Origin of the sequence: Bradyrhizobium nanningense (assembly GCF_004114535.1) — a bacterium.
GTDB lineage: Bacteria > Pseudomonadota > Alphaproteobacteria > Rhizobiales > Xanthobacteraceae > Bradyrhizobium > Bradyrhizobium nanningense.
Genome location: NZ_LBJC01000029.1, coordinates 50,369 through 72,801, shown reverse-complemented (window position 1 = coordinate 72,801; position 22,433 = coordinate 50,369). Strand labels below are relative to the sequence as shown.

At 64.7% G+C, this 22,433-nt stretch carries 18 protein-coding genes and 1 tRNA gene; 7 read left to right on the top strand and 12 right to left on the bottom strand.

The genetic code is table 11. The features are described 5' to 3' along the window. Positions 1-17: 17 nt before the first annotated feature. The 5 genes from XH84_RS24605 to XH84_RS24585 form a co-directional block, all read right to left on the bottom strand. Entirely contained in the window at positions 18-1,514 is a 1,497-nt protein-coding gene (locus tag XH84_RS24605) for a sugar ABC transporter ATP-binding protein (protein WP_128918641.1), read from the bottom strand. After that, positions 1,511-2,605: an SMP-30/gluconolactonase/LRE family protein gene (locus tag XH84_RS24600; protein ID WP_128918640.1), complete on the bottom strand. Its 1,095-nt coding sequence runs from the start codon at positions 2,603-2,605 to the stop codon at positions 1,511-1,513. The genes XH84_RS24605 and XH84_RS24600 overlap by 4 nt, the downstream gene beginning before the upstream one ends. Further along, on the bottom strand, positions 2,602-4,719 hold the full coding sequence (locus XH84_RS24595) for an ABC transporter permease (protein WP_128918639.1): 2,118 nt from the start codon (positions 4,717-4,719) through the stop codon (positions 2,602-2,604). Before XH84_RS24595 ends, XH84_RS24600 begins: the two co-directional genes overlap by 4 nt. A 76-nt stretch (positions 4,720-4,795) precedes the next feature. Continuing rightward, entirely contained in the window at positions 4,796-5,812 is a 1,017-nt protein-coding gene (locus tag XH84_RS24590; protein ID WP_128918638.1) for a sugar ABC transporter substrate-binding protein, read from the bottom strand. A 54-nt stretch (positions 5,813-5,866) separates the two neighbouring features. After that, positions 5,867-6,838: an ABC transporter permease gene (locus tag XH84_RS24585; RefSeq protein ID WP_128918637.1), complete on the bottom strand. Its 972-nt coding sequence runs from the start codon at positions 6,836-6,838 to the stop codon at positions 5,867-5,869. Between the two features lie 236 nt (positions 6,839-7,074). On the opposite strand from XH84_RS24585, the gene XH84_RS24580 reads away from it, so the two are divergent. After that, positions 7,075-8,037, top strand: a complete 963-nt coding sequence (locus XH84_RS24580; RefSeq protein ID WP_128918636.1) for a helix-turn-helix domain-containing protein — start codon at positions 7,075-7,077, stop codon at positions 8,035-8,037. Between the two features lie 87 nt (positions 8,038-8,124). Here XH84_RS24580 and XH84_RS24575 read toward each other — a convergent pair whose 3' ends face one another. Then, positions 8,125-8,493 carry a rhodanese-like domain-containing protein gene (locus XH84_RS24575; RefSeq protein WP_128918635.1) on the bottom strand — a complete coding sequence of 123 codons (369 nt, stop codon included), beginning with the start codon at positions 8,491-8,493 and terminating at the stop codon, positions 8,125-8,127. 80 nt (positions 8,494-8,573) lie between these two features. Between XH84_RS24575 and XH84_RS41445 the strand changes: the two genes are divergently transcribed. After that, a complete protein-coding gene (locus XH84_RS41445; RefSeq protein WP_283811967.1) occupies positions 8,574-8,699 on the top strand; it encodes a hypothetical protein in 126 nt (41 codons plus the stop codon). 635 nt (positions 8,700-9,334) lie between these two features. On the opposite strand, the gene XH84_RS24570 is transcribed toward XH84_RS41445, so the two are convergent. After that, positions 9,335-11,131, bottom strand: a complete 1,797-nt coding sequence (locus tag XH84_RS24570) for a caspase family protein (RefSeq protein WP_128948508.1) — start codon at positions 11,129-11,131, stop codon at positions 9,335-9,337. A 190-nt stretch (positions 11,132-11,321) separates the two neighbouring features. Between XH84_RS24570 and XH84_RS24565 the strand changes: the two genes are divergently transcribed. Then, positions 11,322-12,083, top strand: coding sequence for a methyltransferase family protein (locus tag XH84_RS24565; protein ID WP_245471841.1), 762 nt, complete (start codon positions 11,322-11,324; stop codon positions 12,081-12,083). A gap of 110 nt (positions 12,084-12,193) precedes the next feature. On the opposite strand, the gene XH84_RS24560 is transcribed toward XH84_RS24565, so the two are convergent. The 3 genes from XH84_RS24560 to XH84_RS24550 all read right to left on the bottom strand — a co-directional run bounded on the left by XH84_RS24560 (position 12,194) and on the right by XH84_RS24550 (position 14,830). After that, positions 12,194-13,018, bottom strand: a complete 825-nt coding sequence (locus tag XH84_RS24560; protein ID WP_128918633.1) for a papain-like cysteine protease family protein — start codon at positions 13,016-13,018, stop codon at positions 12,194-12,196. 413 nt (positions 13,019-13,431) lie between these two features. Beyond that, positions 13,432-13,507, bottom strand: a tRNA-Ile gene (locus tag XH84_RS24555). Between the two features lie 348 nt (positions 13,508-13,855). Continuing rightward, a complete protein-coding gene (locus XH84_RS24550; protein ID WP_128916025.1) occupies positions 13,856-14,830 on the bottom strand; it encodes a Bug family tripartite tricarboxylate transporter substrate binding protein in 975 nt (324 codons plus the stop codon). Between the two features lie 106 nt (positions 14,831-14,936). Here XH84_RS24550 and XH84_RS24545 point away from each other — a divergent pair, with 106 nt between their 5' ends. After that, entirely contained in the window at positions 14,937-15,911 is a 975-nt protein-coding gene (locus tag XH84_RS24545; protein ID WP_128916026.1) for a TAXI family TRAP transporter solute-binding subunit, read from the top strand. A gap of 76 nt (positions 15,912-15,987) precedes the next feature. Here XH84_RS24545 and XH84_RS24540 read toward each other — a convergent pair whose 3' ends face one another. After that, complete coding sequence (locus XH84_RS24540) at positions 15,988-17,202, bottom strand: ABC transporter substrate-binding protein (protein ID WP_128948507.1); 1,215 nt, start codon at positions 17,200-17,202, stop codon at positions 15,988-15,990. A 100-nt stretch (positions 17,203-17,302) separates the two neighbouring features. Next, positions 17,303-18,196, bottom strand: a complete 894-nt coding sequence (locus XH84_RS24535; protein WP_128916028.1) for a substrate-binding domain-containing protein — start codon at positions 18,194-18,196, stop codon at positions 17,303-17,305. Positions 18,197-18,456: 260 nt separating this feature from the next. Here XH84_RS24535 and XH84_RS24530 point away from each other — a divergent pair, with 260 nt between their 5' ends. From XH84_RS24530 to XH84_RS24520, 3 genes are read left to right on the top strand one after another with little or no spacing between them, the layout of a single operon-like run. Then, positions 18,457-19,284, top strand: a complete 828-nt coding sequence (locus XH84_RS24530) for an ABC transporter substrate-binding protein (protein ID WP_128916029.1) — start codon at positions 18,457-18,459, stop codon at positions 19,282-19,284. 54 nt (positions 19,285-19,338) lie between these two features. After that, a complete protein-coding gene (locus tag XH84_RS24525) occupies positions 19,339-20,445 on the top strand; it encodes a molybdopterin-binding protein (RefSeq protein ID WP_128916030.1) in 1,107 nt (368 codons plus the stop codon). 13 nt (positions 20,446-20,458) lie between these two features. Further along, positions 20,459-22,408, top strand: a complete 1,950-nt coding sequence (locus XH84_RS24520) for a molybdopterin biosynthesis protein (RefSeq protein ID WP_164935802.1) — start codon at positions 20,459-20,461, stop codon at positions 22,406-22,408. The last annotated feature ends 25 nt before the right edge of the window (positions 22,409-22,433 follow it).

Genomic DNA, 22,433 nt, shown 5'->3' with positions numbered 1-22,433 from the left:
CCCTGATCGCAGAGCGGTCAGTGGATCGCCGCGTACATGATGGCTTCCTCCGTCGCCTCCAGCGCGGAAAACTCCTCGACGACCTTGCCTTGCCGGCACACCAGGATGCGGTCCGACAGCGCCATGATCTCGGGCAGGTAGGAGGAGATCACGACCACCGCCTTGCCCTTGTCGGCCAGCGAATTGATCAGCTCGTGGATCTCGACGATGGCGCCGACATCGACGCCCCGCGTCGGCTCGTCGAATATGATGAGCTCCGGATCCTGGATCAGCGATTTCGCGATCACGACCTTCTGCTGGTTGCCGCCGGACAATTCGACGACCTTGGCCTCGTCGCCGATGGCGCGCACCTTGAGGCGCTCGATCCAGGACTTTCCGGCCGCCGTGCTTTCGCGCCGCGACAGCCAGGCGCGTCCCCTGGGAAACTTGGCGAGCAAGCCGAGATAGATGTTCCGCGCGATGGATGCTGTCTCGAAGAACCCCTCGACCTTGCGATCCTCGGTCACGTAGGCAATGCCTGCCTGCACCGCCGGCGCGGGGACGCGGTAGCGGACGGGCTTGTCCTCGAGAATCACCTCACCGCCATGGAAGAAGTCGCGCTTCATGACGCCCGCGACGATCTTGAACGTCTCGGTGCGCCCGGCGCCGACGAGGCCGAAGACGCCGGTGATTTGGCCCGCGAACACCGACAGCGAGTTGTTCTTCACCATCGGCGCCATCTTGAGGTTCTGCACCGTCAGCACCCGCTTGCCCGAGGGGCGGACCTGCGTCTTGCGCGCGCCGTAGAGCGTGTTGGAGAGATCCCGCCCCACCATCGCCTGGACGATGCGCGCCCGGTCGAAGCGGGAGGCGTCGTCGGTCACGACATGCCTGCCGTCGCGCAGCACCGTGATGCGGTCGGCAAGCAACAGCGCCTCTTCGAGCGCATGCGAGATGAAGATGATGGAGACCCCGCGCCGCTTCAGGTCCTTGACCAGATCGAAGAAGTATTTCTTCTCCTCCGGCGTCAGCGTCGCCGTCGGCTCGTCGAAGATGATCACCTTCGCCTTGTGCAGGACGGCGCGAGCGATCTCGACCATCTGCTTCTTGGCCGCCCCTAACCCGCCGACCGTCGCGGTCGGCGTCACGTCGAAGTTGAGCGATTGCAGGAATTGCTGGGCCGCGATGTAGATGCCGCGCAGGCGATTGTAGAACTTCTCCTGGCCGAGGAACAGGTTCTGCGCCACCGTCATCGTCGGCACCAGGCTGTTCTCCTGGAACACCATGGCGATGCCGAGGTTGCGCGCCTCCAGCGGAGTCTTCGGAGTGACTTCGACGCCGTCGACCGTCATGCCGCCGGAGGTCAGGGTCACGACGCCGGCCATGACTTTCGTCAGCGTCGATTTTCCCGCGCCGTTTTCTCCGACCAGGGCGTGGATCTCGCCGCGCCGCAGCTCGAAGTCGACACCGTCGATGGCGGGCACGCCGGCGTAAAGCTTGGTCGCCTTCGATAGCGACAGGACCAGGTCGTTCATGCGCGGGCCTCCTCGCCGAGGGAGGCCAGCGGCAGCTTGATGATGCGTCCGGGCCCCTTGGCGATCATCACGAGGTCGCCTCCGAATTCGACCGCGGCCGCGATCCCGTGGTTGACGCCATCGGCCCGGCTATGGAGCGAGGTGCGCGGCAGGCCGTCCGCCCCGAGGCGGATGACGAGACCGTAGGACCGCGGCGGCGCCCAGGGCTTCATCACCCCCATGGTCTTGATGTGCGCGCCCTGCAGCGGCTCCTTGAAGGAATCGCCGGACCGCAGCCGCGGCGCGACCCAGAATTCCGGGGCGATCTCCGCGATCATGCGGCGGCGATAGGCCGGCTCGCGCAGCACGAACTCGACGAGCTGGGTGCGCGCGGCGAATGCGGTGAGCCAGAAGCCGCCGCCGCGCGCCGGCGAAAGCCGGGACGGATAGACGGGCAGGTGGCGCAGCAGGTCCTTGCGGCTTCCGTCCGGCGCGATCGAGATCACGCGATGCCGCCAGCTTTCGCTGACGAGCAGATCGCCGTCGCTCGCCACAGTGCCGAAAGCGTAGCCCAATCCGCCGGCGAGCTGCGTGACCGCGCCGGTCTTCGGATCCAGCCGCAGCACCCGGCCGTTCCTGCCGAGCTCCATCAGATCGCGTGCCCAATCGTCGACACCGCGCAACGACGATCCGTCGGTTGCGATCAACGTGCCGTCGGCGGCGGGCGCCAGCGCATTGACAGCGTGCAGCCCTTGCGAAAATGCGGTCGCGGGCGTCTCGGCCGCGGTGTTGTCGTAGAGCCGGACCTCCGTGCCGCCCAGCGCGACAGCCAAGCCTCCATGAGGCAAGCACGCCAGCGCGGAGATCGGTCGCTCGAAGGTACGAACCGTCGTTGCCGAGTTTCCGGAAAGGCGTATCAGCCGCACGCCGTCGGCAATGAGCAGCGACGTGCCGTCCGTGGCAACGTCTTCCGGCGCTTCGCATTCGAAGAGAATATCCGCCTGTTCGAGCGCCTGGTTGGGCTTCAACGCCCCGTCGAACGACGGAACGGTGATGGCCGCCTCGCCGCGGCCGAGAAGGCGGTTGGCGAATTCGCTGATAGCGGCGATCACGACGACTTCCCCCAGCGCTTGTCGTACTGCACGAAGTTCGGATCGGCATTGTCGAGCTTGAAGCGGCCGATCCGGTTGTTGGCGATGCCGCCGAGATAGAGATAGCCGCGATGCTCGCGCATCGACGTGATCATGGGATGATTGAGGCCCTTGAGGTCCCAGAACGATTCCAGGATCTTGCCCTGCTCGTTGAACTTGACGACACAGCCGGTGTTGATGTTCGGGAACAGCCACTCGTCGACCGGCACCCGCTTGGCCATGCGCCGGCGGAAGCCCGGCATCTTCCAGGCGAGATCGAGCGACGGGCTGCGCATGCCGACCAGGGCCAGCCAGTAATTGCCGTCCGAGGCAAGGTTGATGTTGTCGGGGTAGCCGGGCAGATTGTCCATGACGATCTCGACGGCGCCCTTCTTGGGACCTGCGAACCAGTAGCGCTTGATCGAGCAGCCGAACGTCTCGGCGAACAGGATAGATTGCCCGTCGCTCGCGACCGCGACGCCGTTCGGGAATTTGAGGCCGCGCAGCGCGGTATGGGTCGTGCCGGTCTTGGTGTCGTAGCAGATGATGCGGCCGTTGCCGCGCGCCTCCAGCCCGTCGACCGGCCACTCGTCCATCTCGTAGCGAACGGTCGCCTCGGAGAAGAAGATCAGCCCGTCGTCGGTGATGTCGAGATCGTCGGCAAGCCGCAGGCGGCTGTCGTCGTTCACGGAATAGATGCTGCGGTTGGTCTCGTCCGTGGCCTTCTCCACGGTGCCGTCGGGCTTGATGCGATAGAGCCCCATGCCGCCGATGCAGACATAGAGATTGTCCTCTTTGTCAAACGCCATGCCGAGCGGCTGGCCGCCGATATGCGCGAACACCTCCATCCGTTCATAGTCCGGCGGGAAGAAGCGGACGATGTCGCCGTGCCGCGATCCGGCGTAGAGCACGTCGTTGCGATCGAGAATGACGTCCTCGGGCGCTTCGATCCGGCCGAGTCCGATCAGCGAGACGTCGCGCAGCCTGTCGTTCTGCTCGAACGGCCCGCCCTTGCCGATCTCGGTCGGTGGCGGTGGCGGCAGCGCATGATAGGTCGGGGCGACGTAGACCTTGCTGATGATGCGGGTGCGGTTCTTCTGCCAGCGGATGTCGACCATCGCGGCCACCAGCAGGATCGAGGCCAGCGCCATGCGGTTGACCCCGCCGCGCGCGTTCATGGCGGTCAGCCCGTTGGTGACGAGGAGGACGATCAGCACGCCGACCATGGACTTGACCACCGAGCCCTTGCCGCCGCCGAGCGTGATGCCGCCGAGCACCGTTGCGGTCAGCACGATCACCTCGAGGCCGACGCCGATGTCGCCGCCGACCGTGCCGAGCCGCGCCGCAAAGAACAGCGCGCCGATGCTGGTCAGCACGCCGCTCGCGACATAGCAGAGCGCGATAGTGCGGCGGACGGGAATGCCGGAATTGTAGGCCGAGCGCCGCGATCCGCCGATTGCGGTGATGTGCCAGCCGGGCCGCAACCGCGTCAGGAAGATATGACCGAAGATCGCGATCACGATATAGACCAGCGCGACGCTGGGGATGCCGAGCACGGTGCCGCCGCCGATGAAGTCCCACGACGGAATGTCGGGGAAGGCCGAGGCGATGGCGTTGGAATAGCGCTGGATCAGGAGATCGTAGGCGGAGCGGTAGATGATCAGCGTGATCAGCGTGGTGATGAAGGCGCGGAGCCTGAGATACCCGATCAGCACGCCGTTCACGGCGCCAAGCAGCCCACCGACGATCATGGTGACGACCACCACGGCCGGGACGGGCCAATTGAGGACGTCGAGCAGGTAGAGCGCGCAGAAATCCGACAGCGCGAAGATCGATCCGACCGAGAGGTCGATGCCGCCGACGATGACGACCAGCGCCATGCCGAGGCCGATGAAGCCGATCTCGCCGGCCTGCCGCGCGGTGTCGGCGAGGCTCGCCGGCGACAGGAAGTGCTCGAGTGAGCGGCTGAGCGCGAAGCCGACGATCAGGAGCAGGATCACCGGAATGGCGGTCTCGGTCCATCGTTTGGACAGGATCTCGCCGAGGAGATGGTCCGGCCAGTAGCGATAGCGTAGCCTGGTCAGTGTCTCGCGCATCTGCCTTCCGCTGATTCCATGAGCAAGGTTGCGCGTTCCGCATCAGAAGGGGCGGAACGCGCAGCTTCGGATACGATCACTTCTTGAGATCGGAGAGATTCCAGCACGCCGTCTGGGTGTCGGCATTCTCCTTGGTGATCGGGATCAGCGTGGTGTACTCGGAGCCCTTGATCGATCCCGGCTTGGCACCCGACGACAACAGCCACTTGATCGTGCCGGCCATTTGGGCTGCCTGCGTCGGCACGTCGTAGCTCATGTTCAGATCGAACGAGCCGTTCTTCACGAGCTCGCAGGCGCCCTTGCGCTCGCCGCCGCCCGATGTCGCCAGGAACACCTTGCCGGTCAGGCCGGCTTCCTTGATCGCGGCGGCGGTGCCGATGTCCATGCCGTCCCAGAAGCCGACGATGCCGCAGAGGTCGGGGTTCTGTTTCAGCACCGTCTGGGTGATTGCCTTGGCCTTGGCGGCATCCCAATCGGCGGCCTGGCTGGAGACGACCTTGATCTCGGGGTGCTTGGCGAGGATGTTTTCGACGCCCTTGAGCGTGTAGGCGCTGGCCGCCGCGGAGAGCGCGCCCTGGATGATGGCGATCTTGTTCGACTTGCCCTGGCAGGCCTTTACCACGCCTTCGGTCTGGCGCTCGCCGATCTCGATCCAGTTGGCGCCGACGAAGGCCGAGCTGCGATAGGCCGAGCCCATGTTGATCTGGATGACGAAGATGCCTTCGTTCTCCGCGCGCTGAAGCAGTTTTGCGTAGGTCTGGACGTCCGGATTGTGGATCACCATCACCGCCGGCTTCTCCGAGATCAGCGAGGTGACGGCTTGTGCGCCGGCATTGGTATTCCAGTTGGGATCGCGAATGACGAACTTGACGCCGAACGGCTCGAGCTCCTTCTTGAGGCCCGCATACCAGCCTTCGGTCAGGTCGAAGTTCATCGCGACCGGCACGTAGGCGACGGTCTTGCCGGCAAGCGCCTCCCGGAAGGTCTTCTGAAACGGCTCGTCGAGGCCCTGTTGGGCGAGGGCCGGAACTGCGGCGGCCGAGAGCGCCAGTGTGGCGATACTCGCAAGCGCGAACTTATTCATGCAGGCCATTGTCTTCCTCCTTGTTGGATGGGCGTTTTCCCAGGCATTTTCCCCTTGGGCAGATCAGATATCGCCCTGTTGGGCCGTTTCTTCGTTGCGTGGATTGAGGAACGTGTCGGTGATGACCGCGATCAGGAGCACGAGGCCCTTGATGAGGTTCTGGCCGGCATAGGGGATGTTCAGGATCGTCATTCCGTTCAGCATCGTCCCGATCAAGAGCGTGCCGATGATGACGTTGACGACACCGCCGCGTCCGCCCGACAGGCCGATGCCGCCGAGCACGACGACGAGGATGACGTCGTAGATCAATGTCGAGTTGAAGATGCGGGTCGGCATGGAATTGACGGAGGCCGCCATCACGAGGCCGGCAAAGCAGCCGATCAGCCCCGCGAGGACGTATTGCAGCACGATGATGGGCCGCGTCGGGATGCCGGTGACGCGCGCCGCGAACGGGTTGTCGCCGATCGCGTAGATGTAGGCGCCCCAGCGCGTCTTGCGCAGCAGGATGAAGACCACCACGCAGGCGATCGCGAACATCACGATCGAGGTGGGGATACCGAGGATGCTGCCCTGGCCGAGCCGCTCGAATCCGGCCATGCCGTCGCTCCATTGCACGACGTCGAGCTGGAAGAGGGCGGCCTGGCCGAGGCCGGCGACGAACAGGCCGGTTGCAAGTGTGGCAAACAGGGGCGGCACCTCCGCATAGGCGATCAGCCAGCCGTTGACGAGACCGACCGCGATCGACAGCAAACCGGCCGCCAGCAGCGAGGCGGGCAGCGAATGGCCGTTCTGCACCATCTGCAGCACGAGGCCGCCGGGGACGGCGAGGGCCGCGATCAGCGACAGGTCGATGCCGCGCCCGATCACGACGATCGCCATGGCCAGGCCAAGAATGCCGAGCACTGCCACGTTCTGCAGCAATGTCAGCATGTTGTCGGCAGAAAGAAAGCCGTTGAGGAAGATCGAGAAGCTCAGGAAGAGTGCGGCGAAGACCGCAAACACGATCTCTTGTTGGCTGATCCGAACGCGCTTCATCGCTTGCCATCCCTTAGGGCATTGCGCGTGCGGGATCGCCGTCTCGGCGCGCGCTGCCTCCCCGTCCCAAGACTTGTTTTGCGCTTGATAGGCGAGCGGCCTCAACATGGCTTGCGTGTACGCGCAAACCTTTTGCGCTGGCGCGCAAAGTGCCTTGCGCGACGCCGCCGGGAACCTAAGATTGAAGCCATCAGCTTTTGTGCGCTGCACAGCCAAACTGCTGCAACGGGCCGCCGATGGATCTGGTGTTTACGACCGAGGAGCTGGATCCCGCCAAGCGCTTTGCGGCCTGGCAGGATGCCATTTGCGATCACTACGTTCATGTCGACGTGAACGCGGTGAAGCCGGCCGACTACCAGGGCTTTATCCGCGAGGCGCAATTTGGCCCGGTCACGATGAGCGACGTCTTCCTGTCGGAGCAGCGCATATCGCGGCGCGAGCGGCACATCGCCAAGCTCGACAAGGATTGTTACTACGTCCAGTTTCTGCAACAGGGCACCATGGACGTGCTCCAGGCCGGCCAGACCCTGGCGACCAGCCCGGGCATCGGCGCGATCTTTTCGGCGTCCGATGCCTATGATCTGGAGTGCTCGAACCAATTCCGGTCGCTCTATCTGGAAATTCCGCGCAAGGAGTTTTCCTCGCGCTTCGCCGAAGGCAAGATGCCCTTGGCGGCGACGATCGCGACGGGACGTGGCCTGGGGCGGATCGCCGCCGAGTTCTGCGCGCTGCTCGCCTCGGAGGCGTCAAGCCTGGAGGAGACGGCGCGAGGCCGGCTCGGCCACGAGCTGATGGACGTTCTGGCGCTCGCGCTCGACATGGGCGACAAGGACGAGTTCTCGGAGGACGCCACTGCCCGCAAGGCGCGGCTGCGCTCGGTCAAGGCCTGGATCGAGGAGCACCTCACCGAGCCTGATCTCTCGCTGGAGAAGATTGCCAGGAATAACGGCGTCTCGCTCCGGCATCTGCATTATCTGTTTCGATCGACCGAGATGTCGGTGTCGGAATGGATCCTGAACCGCCGCCTGCAGCGTTGTTACGACGCGCTGATGCGCCCGGAGCTGCGCGCGCTGTCGGTGACCGAGATCGCCTATCGCCTCGGCTTCAGCAGCTCATCGCACTTCAGCACGGTGTTTCGCCGCAAGTTCGGCCACAGCCCGTCCGAGCTGCGCCGGCGGCAGACGGCGTCGATGGAGTAGGGCGGCGGATGCGCGGCCACGCAGCTCTGTTTGAAAATCGATGGTCTGCGCGCCGCATTTGCCTCAGCGACGATTGGCCGGCGATCGCTATTTCTCGACGGCCCCGGTCCAGTCCTTGAAGCCGCCGACATTGTAGACCTTGTCGTAGCCCATATCCTTCAGCAATTTGCCCGCCAGCGCCGACCGTCCGCCGGACGCGCAATAGAGGATCACGGTCTTGGCCTTGTCGAACGCCTTGTCGTGATAGGGCGATTCCGGGTCCGCGCGAAATTCCAGCATTCCGCGCGAGACATTGACGGCCCCCGCGATCTTGCCGCTGGCGGCGACCTCCGGTGCATCGCGAACGTCGACGACGAGCGTGTTGCCGCTTCTGATCATCTCGGCGGCCTGGTCCGACGAGATCTTGGGGACCGCGGCGTTGGCGGCTTCGAGCATTTGCTTGACGCTGGTTGGCATGGGGTGTCTCCGTTCGTGCTTCCGGCTGGAGGATAGCACATTGGTCGCGCCTCGCCTCCTCCTGTTGGAGGAGCGTTTGCATGCAAGGCAAGGGGGCTGCTTCGATGATCCGCATGAGCTTCCAGTTGTCCGACTACATCGACGTTGTCCCCTTCCTGCTGGCGCACGAGCGAGCCATCCGAGACATGTTTCCCGCTCTTGCTTGAGGTTGGATGTCCAGCGCGTCAAGGTCGCTTCGTTTTCACCCATTTCGTGAAACGCGCCGAACAAATTCTGTCTGGCGAGATTGAGCTTCGGCCTGCCGGCTGGCGTCCGGTCAGGGGCGCTGCCAAATTCTCGAATGAGACGGCGTTCCTACCGTCTGTATCGGTTCGCCGGCGGCACGGTCCAGCGGTGGGTGCGGCTTGGCAAGCCCGGTCGTGCCGGGAGGCGTGTCGTTGCTGGCCGTGCGCGTGTTGACGTGCTCTATCGTGACCGTGGATGCAACCACAAGGGCGATGGCCAACGCGACTGCTGATAGGACTAAGGCCGTCCGATCCTGGTTGTCCATCATGAGACCTCCGCGAGACGGTGCCGTAGCGCGGGGATAACGCCAAACCGACGATTTGGTTCTTGCGGTGGTTGGATCGACTTACGACGTCATTGACGGCCTTGTGCCTTTCCACGCCGCGATGAAGAAGGCGGGCGCCTCGACATGCTCGCTGCGGCGTCGGCGGCAGTTTCAGCCATGTTCCAAGCGCTTGCACTCGCGGTGTAAGGCACCCGATTGTCGGAATGCGTTAGCCCGATTTGAGATGGGTCTAACGAGGTGCATGAAGTATGCGACGGCTACCGAGCATCCTCAGGGCAGAAAGAACGGAATGAAGCCGATGCCGCCACCGCCGCCTCCGCTAGCGCTAGCCTCGGGCTTCGGCGGCCTTGCAGGCCGTTCCGGAGCCTCTTCGGGGTCCCTGTACCGGCGCTCGAGCCTTGCAGATGGTGTCGGACGGGCCTTGCGCTTCTCGCAGTCATTATCGTCATTCAGGAAGTAGCCGGCGGCGCAGGTGATCTTGACACACTGATCTCCGTCGCGTCTCTGACCGGATTTGCAAGCTAGCGGGCAAACCCGCGCCGATTTGAGCTTGATCGCCTCGAGCGCCTCAGCGCTCGCGGCCTTGGCATCGAGCGTGGAGCCGGCATTCTTGTTGTACAACTCGAGCGCACGCCGCGAGGCCGCGTCCCAGTCGCCATCGGCCGGTCCGCTTAAGCAACCGACTCGGCGCAACTCGGCTTGCACCGATTTTGCAAGCTCGGCTTTGGACGGCGGAGTGGGCGGCGGTGCCGGCGCGGGCGTCTGTGGCGCCGACCGCGCGGCCAGTTTTGCGTCCGAGTTCGGGTTGGCGTCTTGCGACGGGGTCTGAGCGCCCGATTTTGCGGCGACTGCTATTTCAGCCTCCCGGCGACGCTGCTCGGCCTGCGCGGCCAATTGCTGCGCGGTCTCCTTGGCCTTCTCCGCCTCCACACGGGCGTCCTGCGCCGCTTTCAGCTCCGAGGCGGCTTTGGCCAGTTGCGTCTGCTGGGCACCCTGGTTGACGAGTCGCGCCTGCTCCTGCTCGGCCTGGCGCGCCTTTTCGGCTGCGGCGGCGCGCTTGTCTTCCGCATCGATCTTGGCGAGCTGCAGCTTGGCCAGATTTGCGTAGTAGCCGTCCGGATACTGGGCAAGGAAGTAGTTCAGCGCATCCTTGTTGCCGATCTGCAGGGCTAGCTCGTAGTCCTGACGAATCTCGGCACGCGCCGAGACCGGTGGAGTTGCAGGCAGCGGTGGTGGGGCCGGTTGAGGCGTTGCGGCGGCCGCTTCCTTGGACGCTTCCTTGGCCGGTGCCGGCACGAGCGGCACGTCGTCGCCACCAAGCGTGCCGTAGACATAGGGCTCCTGCTTGTTGCCGGTCGCCCTCATGACGTCGTCGCGGACGAAGCCGAACACCCGGCGCAGGTCCATGCCGGGAGTGGCGATATATTTCACCAGTGCCGAGGCATAGGGACTGTTCTTGCTGCCACCGTCGGACGCCGTCGAGCCGGCCTTGGCGGCGAAGGCAACCAGCGTATTCGAGGTCGCCGGTTCGATCCTGGCGAGCCCCCGGCTGACAGCCCGCGAGCCGACCGTCCGCTTCATCTTATCGGCGAAAGGATTGTTGCGGCAAGCATCGAGGATCACCAGCCGCAGCTGCCGTGCCGGCTCGATCGCCAGCAGTACTCGCTCGAGCGAAAAGGCTTCGTCGTACACATCCGTATCGCGCTCGAGCGTCGCGTCCGTCGGGATCAGGTAGTTCGTACCTTCGAGCTCGATGCCGTGGCCTGCGTAGTAGACGACGGCGACATCCGCGTCGCGCGCCGTATCGGCAAAATCGCGCAGCGCACGCCGCATCTCGGCAGCCTGAAGATCCGTGCGGGTCTGGACGACGTCGAAGCCCGCTTTCTTCAGCGTCTCCTCAACGATCGCAGCATCATTGGCCGGGTTGGCAAGCAGTGCGGCGTTCTTGTAGGCCGAGTTTCCGATGACGAGCGCGACACGATTCGTAGCCCATGCCGGGTGACAGATGATCAGCGCAGCGACAAAAAACAGGATACCACGCAATGTCACAGATCGGTGCAAATGCATGCCAGCACCACTTCTTAATGGTCTTCTTCCATCGTTTGTCTCGCCACGACAGCAGCGGGTTCAATGCGATCCCATGATCAGGCTGTGGAACCCACAGGGAACGGCATGACCGCCGTGGCTGGCCGGCCAATTGACCTCCCCGCCAGCCTGCCCTTTGATGAGGCACGTTTCGAACAGGCGAGGTTGCTCCGTGACTGACGCCAAACTCGACCAGGCGGTCATAGCCCGGAAGGAGATTGCCGGGCGCGGCGTCAATTCTTGGTTGGATTGGACCGCCAGGGCAATTGTCGTGATCGTTTATGGCGGGTCTGCTCTGATAGGCGCCGCCAGCGTCCCTCAGCTGCTTCCGCCGGACAATCTCCACGGCTGGCTTGCGGTTGCGGCCAGAATTGCCAACATCCTGTTCCTCGGCCTCGTCGCGCTGACAACCATCGCCCGGCTAGCGCCAATCATGAAATCGCAGGGCATCGAGACGCGGATCTCAGCTTTGCTGGGCACTTTTTTGAGCATCGTCCTCGCATTTTTTTCGAAGGCAGAGCTCGGCCCGATCTGGTTGGCTGTATCCACGACGTTGATCCTGGTGGGTACCTCGCTCTCTATCGTGGTGCTCCGCTGGTTAGGAAAATCCTTCAGCATTCAAGCGGAAGCCAGGCGCCTTGTGACGAAAGGGCCTTATCGGATCGTCCGGCATCCTCTCTATCTCTGCGAGGGGATTGCCCTCGTCGGCATGACACTCCAGGTCCTTTCACCGCTTGCCGTCCTCCTCGCCATCGTGATCGTGATGATCCAATGCCGACGGATGATCAACGAAGAGCGGATCCTGAGGCGGGCTTTTCCCGAATATGCCGCCTACGCCGCGACAACTCCTTTTCTGATCCCCACAGGTGCCGGCCGGTTGGCCAATCAAGCTGGGGCAAAGCTCCCTGCCAAGGCGGTCGATCCGCACGCCTGACACCACGCTTCACATCGGCTCGATGCGCAACCGGGCCGCCGCGGCCGGCGCATTTCACGGAGCCCGGAACCGCGTCGCCACCAGCGGGGAGTACAAATTCGAGGTCGCGTTCATTCGCTCGCACTCTCGTCAACCGCGTTCCAGAACGTTTCCTCGCACTTCTTCGGCGCGCCGGCGACCTGCTTCCAGGTGACCACGAGCGACCGCGGCGAGGTGCGAACCCATGTGCCGGTGTTGTGTACCTTTGTCTTGGCGGGCGGCTGGGTATTGGACGGCGCCGTCTTGCTCGACATCGCGATCCGGTTGTCGCCGAGGTAATAGTACCATGTGCCGCCGTCCCACACGCGCCACCAGCCCGTCGGCCACGGCAGCGGGTATTTCTTAATTACTCCGTCCGATGCGAGAACGAGTTCGTTCGGAGTTGATACCGGCCGCCTTCCTGTGGTCTTTGGGTCGCGCACATACATTGGGCTTACGGCGCCCATCGGACCGGTGCGCCGAAGGTTCAACATTGTCACCAACATCGACTGATTGGGGCCAACGGCGGGATCATGGAAGACGACGTCCTTGTCCATGATTCCGACGATGACCGACACGTGAAGGCCGCGACCAGGGACCCACCAATTGACCATGATCGGCCCGCTGTTGGTCAGCACCGCATCGAAATCGTCCGGCGTAGTCAATCGTGTCGTAACAGGAACCAATCTTTCATTTCTCAGGAAGGTGCTTAACTCCGGCCCCGCCATCGGCAGCCCCTTATGAGTCCCGTCCGGGTTGTCGAGCTCCGGCACTGCCTTGCGTGTGGAATAGGGGCCCCCGTAGTACACGCTCATCATTCGTGCGCATGCGTACCAACAACCTGTGGGATCATCGATCTCAGGTCCGCTTTGACCGGCGTTTTGGGAGAAAAACGGAACGGGGCCGTCCAAGGGCATGATTGGCCCTCCTGATTTTGCAATGCTCAATCATACTCATTCAACCTGGAAGCGCCATCCGGCACTGGCGGAGAAGAGCAGCCAAACGGGCACGTGTAGAGGCCGGTTGTCGAACGTCCGGTTGCCGGTCGGCCGTCGCCATGTTCATCGCCGCGCACGGTGTGCGTGACCGATGTCGTCAAAATAACCGAGGCCGGTTTGAAAACCATGGAGGCTGAAGAGAGCTTTCGGATTACGGTGAGAGTGCACAAAACTCATCATCGAGCTGAAGCGGCGAACCCTCGGCAACGCATTTCGTCGACTCCAGTCCGCCTTCGCCCTGCGGGCTTCGGCGTGACAGCCTTCACTCGCTTCGCTCGGAGTTCGTGGCACGGGCTTGCCGAGCCGAAGCTCGCGAAGCGGCGAGCGAAGGCTGGTGGGCCCGGCAGGACTCGAACCTGCAACCAGACCGTTATGAGCGGCCGGCTCTAACCATTGAGCTACAGGCCCCGCCGCGCGGCGGCTCGCGATACTTGCGCGGCCGGCAACGGTGCGGGGTTCGTTTACAGGGACGGAGGCGAGGGTGCAATGCTGGCTCTGGCGAACGGAAACGCCTGAGCGGCATCGGCGGTCATTTTCAAATAACCGAAATTGGCGATGATGCCTGGATACCCCTGTTTTGCCCGACGAAGCAAACGGCCCTGCCGAGGGTCGTTTTTCTTGCGTCCGCTAACTCATTGAAATTGCTGGCCTCGTCTACTGTGCATGGGGTTGTTTGCGACTTTTGATGGGAGGGGGCCTGCCTCGCCCCCTCCGATGTCCTGCCGGCGAATGTTAGGCTCGCGGCTTAGCCCGGCGCTAGTCCACCGAGACCCCGGCGAACTCCACCACCTTGCGCCACTTCTCGGTCTCGTCCGCGACGAGCTTGCCGAACTCGGCTGGCGTCATCGGCTTGGGAATGCCGCCGGTCTCGGTGAGGCGCGCGACCAGCTTCGGGTCCTTCAGCGCTTCGCCGACGGCCTTGTTGAGCGTCTCGATCACTTCGGGCGGCGTGCCCTTCGGCGCGGAGATGCCGTAGAAGCCGACGGATTCGAAGCCCGGCACGGTCTCGGCGATCGCGGGCACGTCGGGCACGCTCGGCCAGCGCTGCGGCGAGGTCACGCCGAGCGCGCGGACAGTGCCGCCTTTCACCTGCTCCATGGCCGACGGCAGATTGTCGAAGATCAGCTGCACCTTGTTGGAGATGATGTCGGGGAAGGCGATGGCCGAGCCACGATAGGGCACGTGCACCATGTCGCACTTGGTCAGCACCTTGAACAGCTCGGCCGACATGTGCACCGAGGTGCCATTGCCGGAGGAGGCAAAGGAGATCTTGCCGGGATTGGCCTTGCAATAGTCGACGAACTCCTGAACCGTCTTGGCCGGGAACGCGTTGGAGACGACGAGCATGTTGGTGAGCTGCATGATGCTGGCCACGGGGGTGGTGTCGCGCAGGAAGTCGAACGGCAGCTTCTTGTAGAGCGAGGTCGAGATCGCGTTGTTGGGCGCGACGAACAGCAGCGTGTAGCCGTCCGGCGGTGAGTTGATCGCGGCGGCGGCGGCGATGTTGCCGCCGGAGCCGGTGCGGTTCTCGACGATGAATTGCTGGCCGAGATGGTCCGACAGCCACTGCGCCATGATCCGCGCCACGATGTCGACCGGGCCGCCGGCGGCAAATCCAATCAGCCAGTGCACGGGGCGGTCGGGATAGGCGGCGGAGGCGGGAGGCGTGGCGCTGAAAAGACCTGTAAGGACTGCGAGCCCGAAAACACCGCACCGCAAAATTCGCAACATGACGCCTCCCATTGCATTATTGTCGTTAGGGGCATGCTTTCACAAAATCGGGCGGCTGCCTACATCGCCGCAAGTCGGTGTTGACGCAGGCCCGTCAGGGACGACCATGAGATTCGCGATTATCGTTCTCGCCGCAGCGCTGCTCGTCAGCCCCGCTGCTGCTCAGACCGGAGGCAACGCCATTCCGACCACGACACTCAGCCACACGATCAGTCTTGGCACCGCGACGCCCGGCGGCGGCTTTCCGCTCTATGGCAACGCCTTTGCGGAGGTAATGAACGCAGCCGATCCGCAAATCTCGATCGCGCCCCGCAACACCAAGGGCAGCAACGAGAACATCCCGCTTCTGGAGAAAGGCGAGCTCGATCTCGCGCTGGTCGCGGGCGAGCCGGCCTATGAGGCCTTCGCCGGCATCGGCCGCGCGCCGGTTCGGCTCAAGATCCTGACGGCGATTTATTCCAATCCCGGCATGTTCGTGGTGCGCGCGCACAGTCCCTACAAGACCATCCGCGATCTCATCGGCCAGCCGATCGCGTTCGGCGCCAAGGGCTCTGGCCTGCCGATCCTGGCGCGCTACGTGCTGGACGGCATCGGCCTGAAGCAGGACGAGGACTTCAAGGCCGTCTATCTCGATCGCGCCGGCGATGGCCCCGCGATGGTCGAGGACGGCCGGGTCGCCGCGCTGTGGGGCGCCGGCATCGGCTGGCCCGGCTTTGCGGCGGTCGCCTCGAGCGCGTCAGGCGCGCGCTTCATCGCGCCGACCGCCGACGAGATGACGCGCATCCGCGCCAAGCATTCCTTCCTGAAGCCGCTGCTGGTGCCGGCGAATAGCTATCCGAAGCAGGACGCGCCGATCGCCTCGCTCGGCTCCTGGAGCTTTGTGCTGACGCGCGAGGATTTGCCTGACGATGTTGCCTATCGCCTCGCAAAGACGCTGCACGGCAGTGAGGCAAATTTCTGCAAGAAGCTCGTCCAGGCCTGCGAGACCACGGCGGCGAACACGGTCGCCGCCGCGCCAAGGCCGGAGCTGATCCATCCCGGCGCGATGAAGTATTTTCGCGAGATCGGGGTGGTGAAATAGCGAGTGGCGAGTGGTGAGTAGTGAGTAGCGAATGGAGTTAATCCATTCGCTACTCCCTATTCGCCGCTCGCCAATCTCACTTCTTCACCATCGCGCAGGCCGGGTCCGGCGGGCCGAACGCCTTGTCGCCGGAGATCGTGGTGAGGATCTTGTAATAATCCCACGGATATTTGCTCTCTTCCGGCGTCTTCACCTGCACCAGCCAGAGGTCGTGGACCATCAGATTGTCCTCCCGCAAGCGGCCGTTGCGGGCGAAGAAATCCTCGATCGGCTTTTCGCGCATCTTGGCGGCGACCTTGAGCGGATCATCGGTGCCGGTTTCCTTGATCGCGTTGAGATAGTGCATCACGCTCGAATAGACGCCGGCCTGCCACATCGAGGGCATCTTGTTCATCTTGGCCAAGTAGCGCTTCGACCATTCGCGAGTCTTGTCGTCCATGTCCCAATAGAACGAGGTGGTCAGCAACAGGCCTTGCGCCGCCTGCAGGCCGAGGCCGTGGATGTCGGTGATCAGCGCCAGCAGCGCGGCCATCTGCTGGCCGCCCTTGAACACGCCGAACTCCGAGCCGGTCTTGATCTCGTTCATGTTGTTGGGGGGGCCTGCGGCGATGCCGATGATCTTGGCCTTGGAGGCCTGCGCCTGCAGCACGAAGGAGGACAGGTCCGGCGTTGCCAGCGGCGGCCGCACCGAGCCCAGCACCTTGCCGCCATTGGCGGTGACGACGGCGGACGCGTCGCGCTCCAGCGAATGGCCGAAGGCGTAATCGTCGGTGATGAAGAACCAGCTGTCGCCGCCACGCTTCACCACCGCGTCCGCCGTGCCGACCGCGAGCGCGCGGGTGTCGAACACCCACTGGATCGCGTAAGGCGAGCAGAACTTGCCGTGGAAGTCCGCGGTGCCGGTGGAGTGGGTGATGAACAGCCGCTTCTTCTCGTTGGCGATGTTCTGCACCGCGAGCCCGACCGCCGAGACCGGCACGTCGACGATCAAGTCGACCTGCTCGACATCGAACCAGCGCCGCGCGAGCGAGGCGCCGATGTCGGCCTTGAGCTGATGATCGCCGACCACGACGCTGATCGGCTTGCCGAGCACGGTGCCGCCGAAATCGTCGATCGCCATCTGCGCCGCCGTCACCGAGCCCTGGCCGGTCGGCGCGGAGGCCGGACCGTTCATGTCGGTGAGCACGCCGATCTTGACGACGTCGTCGGAAAGCTGCGCCATTGCGGCGCCCGACATCAGCGTTGCCGCCAACGCGGCCGCGATCGGTAGTCCAAATCTCGTTGGATTCACGTGTCTCCTCCCCTGATCCGGCGCGTTGGCCGGCGTTGCCCCGGGTGTGCCCCCGGCTGAATTGGTTTCTTTTGCAACTATTTGGGGGCGGGCGTCAATGTCAGGCTGCGAACCGGATCTGCCCTGCTGGCGAGGGATCATAGCCGGTCAGCTCCTCGGCGCGCTGGCGCAGGCGCCTTTCGGAGAGAAACCGGAGCAGGGCCTGCATGGCGGGGCGGAAATAGCTGCGCTGCCGCATCGCAAGATCAAAGTTCTCCCAGACCAGCGGCACGAAATCCAGACCCGCCGAGCGGGCGGTGGCGCGCGTCGCGATGCCGCAATCGGCCTGGCCGGCGCGGACGATCTCGACGAGGTCCGGCCCGGTCAGGGCCGGCGGCTCGATCCGGCGCAAATCCCGCGTCGAGGCGCCTGCGCGCTTCAGCAGCATGTCGAGCAGCATCTGCGCGCCGGTGCCCTGTTGGCGCATCGCCATCCTGGCGCCGAGCGCGAGCACGTCGGTCAGGCCGTGCAGGTGCTTGGGATTGCCTTGCGGCAGCACAAGCCCCTGCTCGCGGCGCACGAACGCCACCAGCACCGCATCATGCAGGTCGGGAGCGGCGCGCAGCGCTTCGATGCTGGCATCGACGGCGAGATCGTCGGAAGCATCCCGGCCGTGGAAGTGCACCGCTGCCGCCATCACCTCGTTGCGCTGCAGGCGCTCGAGCCCGCGCAGGCTGCCCTCGCTCATCGATCCCAGGCCCGAGCCGGATTCGCGCAGGCTCCAATCCAAGAGTTCGTCCTGGCTGCCGCCCACCACCGGCGGCGGCTCCGCGATCAGCATGCCGGCCGGACGCGCGAGGCCCGACAGCACCCAGAGATCGAGTTCGTGCCGCGGGAAGAGCCATTTTCCGGTCACCTTGGTGCAGGGGATCGCGCCGGTGGTGACGAGTTCGTAGAGCTTGCGTTCGCCGAGCCGAAGATAGTCGGCGGCTTCGCTGGTCGTCAGGAATTCCATCCTGCATTCCTATGCAAATTCTTGCTTCTTTTTGACGTTCGACGCAGGTGGAATTCTGCATTTCAATTCTGTCAGCGGAACCATGCCCGATCATCTCGCTGCTTTGCAACACATCCGCACGCTCAGTTTTTGCTTTGGTGAACGATCCGGAAGGCGCTCCGGCGTTGCCGAAATTTCCCGGCTAGGCGGCGCAAGCCCGTCACGAGTGGGGCGCAATCAATCCTCATCATGATCGCGTCTTAGCCAGTGGGAACCTGATCATGGGCCGCCTGTTCGTTGTATTCGCGCTCTTTTGCGGCCTCATCGCGGGCGTTGCGGCGTCATCCGCAGAGGACCGTAGCATCGTCCTCGCCACGACGACGGCGACACAGGAATCCGGCCTGCTCGACTATCTGCTGCCGATCTTCCACGACAAGACCGGCATCGAGGTGACCGTGATCGCGCGGCGCGCCGACGAGGTGCTCAACGGACCGCGAAGAGGCGAGGCCGACGTCGTGCTGATGCATGCGCGGCCGCAGGAGGAGAAATTCGTCGCCGACGGGTTTGGCGTGAAGCGTTTCGACGTGATGTACAACGACTATGTGCTGATCGGGCCGAAGAGCGATCCCGCGGCGGTGAAGGGCAAGGACATCGTGACGGCGCTGAAGGCGATCGAAGCCAAGGGCGCGCCGTTCGTGACGCGCGGCGATCGGTCGGGCACCCACGCCGCGGAGCTCGCGCTCTGGATCGTCGCCGGCATCGACATCGCCGGCGCCAAGGGCGCCTGGTATCGCGAGGCGGGGCAGGGCATGGCCTCGGCTCTCGACGCCGCGCGCGCCGCCAATGCCTATGTGCTGTCGGATCGCGGCAGCTGGATCTCGTTCAGGGATCGCGGCGATCTCGACATCGTCGTCGAAGGCGACCGGCGGCTGCTCAATCAGTATGGCGTGATGCTGGTGAATCCCGAGAAGTTTCCGAACGTGAAGAAGGATCTCGCGCAGACCTTCATCGATTGGCTGACCTCGCCGGAGGGGCAGGCCGCGATCGCCGGCTACAAGGTCGACGGGCAGCAGCTGTTCTTCCCGAATTCGGACAGGTCAGGCGGTTGAGGCCCGCACCGCCGGCGGTTGCCAAACCGGGCGATGCATGGTCCATCATGGCGCATGACCCAGCGCCTGCCGCCATCGCTGACACCGCTCGACACCGCGCTCGCCGCGTTGTTGAACGGGCTCGAGCCGCTTGCACCGGTGGAGTTGCCACTGCTCGACGCAGCCGGGTGCATTGCGGCGGGCACTCCGCTGCTTGCGGCCCATCCGCCGCACGACATTGCCGCCACGGACGGCTGGGCGCTCCGCGCCAATGACCTCGTCGGCGCCTCCTCTTACTCGCCGCTGCCTCTGACACGAATGCCGGCATGGGTCGAGGCTGGCGATGCGATGCCGGCGGGATGCGATTGTGTGCTCGATGCCGATGCGGTGGAAGTGTCGGGGCCGCTCGTGCAGGTGCTTGCGGAAGGCGTGCCGGGGCAGGGCGTCAGGCGCGCCGGCAGCGATATCGGAGAACGTACAGCCGTTGTGGCAGAGGGGCGTCCGGTCACCCCTGCCACTCTGCTGCTCGCGCGCGTTGCAGGTGTCGGCAAGCTGAGCGTGCGCCGGCCGCGGTTGCGTCTCATCAATGTGCCCGGTGCGACGACGACGGCTCATTTGATTGCCGAGATCGCGCGCGCAGCGGGACTGCACGTGGAGATGCATGAAGCCGGCACGCGTGCTGCGGCATCGATCGCGGAGGCCCTCGCCGATGACGCCTGCGACCTTGTCGTGACGATCGGCGGCAGCGGCGTCGGTTGCCACGACGCAGCCGTCACGGCACTGGCCGAGCGCGGCGAGGTGCTTGCTCATGGTTTCGCGCTTCAGCCCGGACGCACCGCCGCAGTCGCACGGCTCGGCAGGGTTCCCGCCGTCGCCTTGCCCGGTTCATCGGATCAGGCGCTCTCGGCGTGGTTCGCGCTCGTGCTTCCGCTGGTCGATCGCCTGTCGGCGCGACAGCCGCGCCGTCAGATCACCTTGCCGCTATCTCGCAAGATTGCCTCCGGCGTTGGCATCGCCGAAATGGTGCTACTGGCTGAGGAACATAAGACGTGGAGGCCGCTTGCCGTGGGCGAATGGCCGCTTCAGGCGATTGCCCGTGCGGATGCATGGTTGCTCATTCCCGGCAATCACGAGGGATTTGCGGCAGGTGAGCCGGTCGATGCTTATCTAATCCGGGAGTGATATCAGTTCCGGCATGACGATGATCCCAAAACCGCCAGATCGCAGCGTGCTCGAACAGGAGCAATTCCTCAAGATCCTCTCGCGCGAGGAGGCGCTGGCGCGCTTCGAGGCGGCGCTGTTTCCACGCGCGCTTCCGTGCCAAACGCGCAAGCTCGCCGATGCGCTCGGTAAAGCGCTTGCCGAAGACATCACGGCGCCAATCGACGTGCCCCCGTTCGACCGCTCCAATGTCGACGGTTTCGCCGTGCGCGCCGCCGACCTTGCGGCGGCCGGGGAAGGCGCGGCCGTGCGCCTTGCGCTGAACGGCGAGACCATTCACTGCGGCACTGCGCCGGCGCTGCAGGTGGCGGCGGGAACCGCAACGCCGATCGCCACCGGCGGTCCGCTGCCGCGTGGCGCCGACGCCGTCGTCATGGTCGAGCACACCCAGCCGGCGGGGTCGGATGCAATCGAGGTTCGTCGCGCCACGTCTCCCGGGCAATTCGTGTCCTACGCCGGATCCGACATTGCGTGCGGCGAGGCGCTGCTGCGTGCCGGCACCATCATAGGCTCGCGCGAGATCGGCATGCTGGCGGCTTGCGGCATCGCCGAGGTGAAGGTCGCGCGCAAGCCGCTTGTGGCCGTGATCTCGACCGGCGATGAACTGGTTCAGCCCGGCGGGGCTCTTCCGCCCGCCGCGATCTACGACACCAACGGCGCCATCGTCGCGGCCGCGATCGACGAGAATGGTGGCGAGGCGGTCTTTCTGGGTGCGATTCCCGACGATGAAGCCAGGCTCGAAGCTGCCATGCGCGGCGCGCTCGCCGATGCCGACATGCTGGTGCTGTCAGGCGGCACCTCGAAAGGCGCCGGCGACCTATCCCATCGCATTATCGGCCGGCTCGGCGAGCCCGGCATCATCGCGCATGGTGTTGCGCTCAAGCCCGGCAAGCCGCTGTGCCTTGCGGTGTGCGACGGCAAGCCAGTGGTGATCCTGCCGGGCTTTCCGACCTCGGCGATGTTCACTTTCCACGACATGATCGTGCCGGTGCTGCGCAAGCTGGCCGGGCTGCCGCCGCGCTCGGATGCCAAGGTGAGCGCGACCGTGCCGGTGCGCATTGCGTCCGAGCTCGGCCGCACCGAGTTCGTCATGGTCTCGCTGGTCGAGGGGCGGCATCGCCTGATCGCCTATCCCTCCGGCAAAGGCTCCGGCGCGATCACGTCCTTCGCGCAGGCCGACGGCTTTCTGCGCATCGATGCGCTCGCCGACCAGATGCCGGCCGGCACCGAAACCGAGGTGACGCTGTTCACGCCGCACGTGCGCGTGCCCGATCTCGTCATTATCGGCAGCCATTGCACGGGCCTCGATCTCGTCACCGCTGGGCTCGCGCATGTCGGTCTCGCCGTGCGCTCGATCGCCGTCGGCAGTCTTGGCGGCCTCGCGGCGGCCAAGCGCGGCGAATGCGATCTCGCGCCGATCCATCTGTTCGACGACAAGAGCGAGACCTACAACTCGCCCTATCTCGTCGAGGGACTCGAACTCGTGCCGGGCTGGCGGCGGATGCAGGGCATCGTCTTCCGCAAGGGCGACCAACGTTTCGAGGGCCTTGATGCGAGGGAGGCGGTCGCCGCCGCGCTCAAAGATCCCGCCTGCATCATGGTCAACCGCAACCAGGGTGCTGGCACGCGCATCCTGATCGACCGTCTGCTCGGCGGTGCGCGCCCCGAGGGTTATTGGAACCAGCCGCGGTCGCACAACGCTGTCGCGGCGGCCGTGGCACAGCACCGCGCCGACTGGGGCATGACCATTGCGCCGGTCGCCCATGCGGCCGGCCTCGGTTTCATTCCGCTCGCGGAAGAGCATTATGATTTCGCTCTGGTGACGGCGCGCAAAGACCGGCCGGCAGTGCGGGCTTTTCTCGATGCGCTTCGCTCGGACGAGGCGCGCGCGGCGCTGCAGCAGGCCGGCTTCCGGCCCGCGTAAGGACAGGCGACGCGGCGTTCAAGCC